Below are 3,775 nucleotides of genomic sequence, written 5' to 3'. Positions count from 1 at the left end.
GACAAAGCTAGACTTTACTTTCTACTTCAACGGGAGCATGGGAGCGGTTATCCCTGGTGTAGACTTGCACGCCTTAGCCAGACGCGATATTTCTCTTAAGATTTACAAGAAAGACTACCGCTATCATTGCTTGGTTTTCGCGTTGGCAATAGTCTTAATTCAATACTTGATATCGTATTATATATCAAGTGGGCGATTTTCTTAACTGACTTATGTCAATTGTTGTCAACATAAGTATAGTTTTGTCTATAAAATAGTCAGCTTAGGACTAGCTCTGTAAACTAGTAAGCAGACCGAGCTAACCAATAGATGGTTAAGCCCAAGGCGGAACCAGCGATCACCTGCACTGGTGTATGTCCGAGTAATTCCTTCAGACGGTCTTGACTAAAGTCTGGTTTTTCGTGGAATAATTCATCAATCATTTGATTGAGAATACGAGCTTGTTTACCAGCGGCTTGGCGGACTCCGGCAGCATCGTACATAACTATGATGGCGAAAACCGTAGCCAAAGCAAACTCAGCCGATGCCCAACCAAGACTTTCTCCCACACCGGCTGCAAGAGCGGTCACTAAAGCTGAATGGGCGCTAGGCATACCTCCAGTTGTAACTAAAACACGTACATTCAGTTTCCGATGTTTGACCAGCTCAACTATGAGCTTCAATGCTTGAGCAATGAAACAAGCTACCAGAGCAACCAGCAGCACCCGGTTATCTAAAATATGGCCTATGTCCTGCATGGTGTTTCGGTTCGGTTAGTAAATTTAGCGGCAATTATTTTCTGAGGAAACATTTTTATGCAACCCAAAATCCCAAGTCTATTGACTTAGTGATTGCGACTGGTGATAAAGTAAGCCAGGGACTGGAGTGGGTGCGCCAATTTCCCGAAGGTTTCTAGTTCCTGACAGGCTGCTTCGACTAGCTGTTGAGCTTTGGAGCGTGACTCTTCGAGTCCCCACAGGCTAGGATAGGTAACTTTTTTAGCTATTAGGTCTTTACCGGCAGTCTTGCCTAATTGCTCCTGGGTGGCGGTGATATCTAAAATATCATCTATGATCTGAAATGCTAAACCAATGTTTTGAGAATAGCTGGTGAGTTTTTGTATATCTTGAGAAGATGCCCCGGCGAGTATTCCTCCACAAACGACGCTGGCTTCTAAAAGGGCAGCTGTTTTATGGTTATGAATGAAATTGAGGGTTTCTAGAGAAATATCTGATTTACCTTCGGAATCTAAATCAACCACTTGACCGCCCACTAAACCAGCTGCCCCTAGGGCTTTGCCCAGACGGGCGATTACTTGTAAAACTCGCTCTCTAGAAACGGTTTCGGGGGTTTGAGTGGCTACAAACTCAAAGGCGTAAGCCAACAAGCCATCACCTGCTAAGATGGCAATATCTTCACCATAAACCTTGTGATTTGTCAATCTCCCACGACGATAATCATCATTATCCATTGCTGGTAGGTCGTCGTGAATGAGAGACATTGTGTGTACCATTTCCATAGCACAGGCTGTGGGCATAGCCATGGAGATTGTACCGCCAATCATTTCACAGGCGGCAAGGCACAAAATGGGGCGCAGACGCTTACCTCCAGCTAATAGAGAGTAGCGCATGGATTGATAAATCTTTTCTGGATAGATCACAGGGATAGCCATATCCAAAGCAGTTTCACAAAGCTTTTGCCGTTCTTGGAGATAGGCTTCCAGGTTAAAGGTGGCTTGCTCTTTCATTTTCTGGAGGTTATCAGCTGCTACCATTCTTCAATTCCTTCTATTTTAGGGCCGGTTGGTTGTTTGTCTTATCAGTGACAATTTTAAACTGTTGACTGTTAAGTGTTAACAATTTGCCTTGTTTAAATAACTAGTAACTGTATTTTGTAACAACATGGCAACAGTCATGGGACCAACACCACCAGGAACTGGAGTTATATATTCGGCGACACTAGCAGTTGATTCCCAGTCAACATCTCCCACTAACCGACTTTTGCCACTGCTATCTGTTACACGATTCATACCCACATCTACCACAATAGAGCCTGGTTTGACTATTTCGCCAGTAATTAATCCAGGGCGACCTACAGCAGCAATAATAATATCAGCATTCTTGGTGATTTTACCAAGGTCGAGCGATCGCGAGTGAGCAATGGTAACAGTAGCATCAGCTTCCAGTAGCATTAAGGCCATTGGTTTACCTACTAAAATACTGCGTCCCACCACCACAACTTCTTTCCCCGGCAAAGAAATTTCATATTCCTGCAATAGCCGCATCACACCGGCTGGGGTGCAGCTGCGTAAACCAGCCTCCCCCCGCACTAGCCGCCCTAAGTTAACTGGATGCAGTCCGTCAGCATCTTTGTCCGGGTCTATTTTATTTAACAGGGCTACAGCATCCAAGTGGCTAGGGAGAGGTAACTGCACGAGAATACCATCTACACGTTCATCTTGGTTGAGTGCTGCAATTACCTGCTCAAGTTCCCCTTGGGTTGTTTCTGTGGGAAAATGCTGACCAAAAGAAGCAATACCAACTTTAGTGCAAGCTCGTTCTTTGTTGCGTACATAAGCGGCTGATGCTGGGTTATCCCCCACCATTAATACAGCTAAACCAGGTAGCCGCCCAATTTTTCCTTGTGTTTGTGTAGTAATAGCTGAAATTTCTTGATGAATTTTTGCAGCTAAGGCTTTACCGTCGAGAATTTTGGCCGTTGTTGTTTTCATTGGAAAGGCTGTGAGGCGTGTTTACTTTTCGTAACATATTTGGGTTTTTTGCGTGCCTAACTACTTCAGGCATTGGCCCTTAGTTTCATAGGGTTTTGCTATCTAAAAGAATATACTCATATTATTTATCTTCTCAGATTAACTGTCTCATCTGAACAGGGAAGGATTGAAGAATCATTCCCCGAATCTGGAAATTTAGCCACGGGAACTGACTCTATGCAACTAATAAAAAACTTTCATATTTGCAGCATTGCTTTGTTACTTTTAGCAGTACTTTGTAGTTGTAGTTCCTTGAGAACACCCAGCCTAAATGGAGGTAACTTGAGCATGGGTCAGAAAATCACCCTGATTCAGGAAATTAAACCAGCAACAGACCAGGGGAATATAGTTTACATCCGGGGTAAGGTAGAAAGGCAAGTTCCCCTGGTGAAGCAATGGGCATATCAAATTAATGACTCCACTGGCAAAATTTGGGTAATTACCCATCGACCCCATCTCCAAGAAGGTGAGGAAGTGGTAATTAAGGGTAAACTTAGCTACAAGAGTATTACCCTGGCTGACCAAGAGTTTGGGGAAGTTTATCTAGAGGTTAGCCAATAGCTAGTTATTTGCTAATAATAGATTACATATCCTCATAAATGCTCAGATAGTAGTATGGCTTATGTACCACTACGAGAAGCAGTCAAACAACTGGGACTGCACCCACACACTTTAAGGAAGTACGCAGACAATGGCAAGATCGAAAGCATCAAAAACGAAGCAGGACAAAGACTTTTTCACGTTGAATCCTACCTCCGTAACAGAAGTCTGATAACCAAGGACGTGTTGTAGCACTTGACCCCGGTATCAGAACGTTTATCACCTTCTTTTCTGAATGTAGTTTTGGGGAAATTGGACTATATGCTAATTTGCAAATCCAGAAGTTGTGTTTTCGTTTGGATAAGTTAATTTCTAAATTCACTAAAGCCAAGTGCAAACAAAGAAGAAGGATGAAACTTGCTGCTAGTAGACTGCGAGGTAAAATCAAAAACCTTGTAGACGAATTGCACAAGAAAACTGCTCGAT

At 43.3% G+C, this 3,775-nt stretch carries 6 protein-coding genes; 3 read left to right on the top strand and 3 right to left on the bottom strand.

What is annotated here, in order from left to right; translation table 11 throughout:
• Positions 1 to 205: hypothetical protein (locus NWP22_RS12485; RefSeq protein WP_280801959.1), on the top strand; the 205-nt coding region annotated here is incomplete at its 5' end.
• Positions 206 to 281: 76 nt separating this feature from the next.
• On the opposite strand, the gene NWP22_RS12480 is transcribed toward NWP22_RS12485, so the two are convergent.
• The 3 genes from NWP22_RS12480 to folD form a co-directional block, all read right to left on the bottom strand.
• A complete protein-coding gene (locus NWP22_RS12480) occupies positions 282 to 737 on the bottom strand; it encodes a divergent PAP2 family protein (RefSeq protein ID WP_271732426.1) in 456 nt (151 codons plus the stop codon).
• An 86-nt stretch (positions 738 to 823) separates the two neighbouring features.
• Complete coding sequence (gene crtE, locus NWP22_RS12475; RefSeq protein WP_271732424.1) at positions 824 to 1,753, bottom strand: geranylgeranyl diphosphate synthase CrtE; 930 nt, start codon at positions 1,751 to 1,753, stop codon at positions 824 to 826.
• Between the two features lie 78 nt (positions 1,754 to 1,831).
• Entirely contained in the window at positions 1,832 to 2,710 is an 879-nt protein-coding gene (gene folD / locus NWP22_RS12470) for a bifunctional methylenetetrahydrofolate dehydrogenase/methenyltetrahydrofolate cyclohydrolase FolD (protein ID WP_271732423.1), read from the bottom strand.
• A gap of 216 nt (positions 2,711 to 2,926) precedes the next feature.
• Between folD and NWP22_RS12465 the strand changes: the two genes are divergently transcribed.
• Both NWP22_RS12465 and NWP22_RS12460 read left to right on the top strand, forming a co-directional pair.
• A complete protein-coding gene (locus NWP22_RS12465) occupies positions 2,927 to 3,310 on the top strand; it encodes a hypothetical protein (protein WP_271732422.1) in 384 nt (127 codons plus the stop codon).
• A 54-nt stretch (positions 3,311 to 3,364) separates the two neighbouring features.
• Entirely contained in the window at positions 3,365 to 3,541 is a 177-nt protein-coding gene (locus tag NWP22_RS12460; protein ID WP_271732420.1) for a MerR family DNA-binding transcriptional regulator, read from the top strand.
• The last annotated feature ends 234 nt before the right edge of the window (positions 3,542 to 3,775 follow it).

Source organism: Anabaenopsis tanganyikae CS-531 (assembly GCF_029891675.1).
Taxonomy (GTDB): Bacteria; Cyanobacteriota; Cyanobacteriia; order Cyanobacteriales; family Nostocaceae; genus Anabaenopsis; species Anabaenopsis arnoldii.
This window is presented reverse-complemented; position numbering and strand designations above follow the sequence as displayed.

Bases quoted from the DNA above. Each gene is read 5' to 3' on its own strand.
- crtE (WP_271732424.1), bottom strand. From the start codon at position 1,753: ATGGTAGCAGCTGATAACCTCCAGAAAATGAAAGAGCAAGCCACCTTT.
- NWP22_RS12465 (WP_271732422.1), top strand. From the start codon at position 2,927: ATGCAACTAATAAAAAACTTTCATATTTGCAGCATTGCTTTGTTACTT.
- folD (WP_271732423.1), bottom strand. From the start codon at position 2,710: ATGAAAACAACAACGGCCAAAATTCTCGACGGTAAAGCCTTAGCTGCA.
- NWP22_RS12460 (WP_271732420.1), top strand. From the start codon at position 3,365: ATGGCTTATGTACCACTACGAGAAGCAGTCAAACAACTGGGACTGCAC.
- NWP22_RS12480 (WP_271732426.1), bottom strand. From the start codon at position 737: ATGCAGGACATAGGCCATATTTTAGATAACCGGGTGCTGCTGGTTGCT.